This window comes from Streptomyces beijiangensis (assembly GCF_017315755.1).
Classification (GTDB): Bacteria; Actinomycetota; Actinomycetes; order Streptomycetales; family Streptomycetaceae; genus Streptomyces; species Streptomyces beijiangensis.
The window spans coordinates 1-280 of sequence record NZ_JAFLRJ010001280.1; the positions used below are offsets into that span (position 1 = coordinate 1).

General features: G+C 69.3%; 1 protein-coding gene. It reads right to left on the reverse strand.

The features are described from left to right. A partial coding sequence (locus J0695_RS41510; RefSeq protein ID WP_206969983.1) for an aldehyde dehydrogenase family protein occupies positions 1 to 188 on the reverse strand: 188 nt, incomplete at its 3' end. Between the last annotated feature and the right edge of the window lie 92 nt (positions 189 to 280).

Consider the following 280-nt stretch of genomic DNA (forward strand, 5'->3'; position numbering starts at 1 on the left):
AGGCGCTTGCCCGTGTCGAGCGACTCGGCCCCCGCGAGCAGGTCCTTGTCCCGTACGAGAAGATCCGCGACCCGCCCCAGCAGCGCGGCCCGCTCGGCGACCGGCGTCCGCGGCCAGGGCCCTTCGTCGAAGGCGTGGCGACCGTCGACGGCTTCGGTCCACTGGCCGCCGATGAAAAGCTCGGGCATATCTCGGATCCTCCGGGGGGTGCTGGAACAGGGCTGTCCCGGGCCCTGCCCCTCCGCACGGAGATCATTCCTACAAAATCACCCAAAGTGAC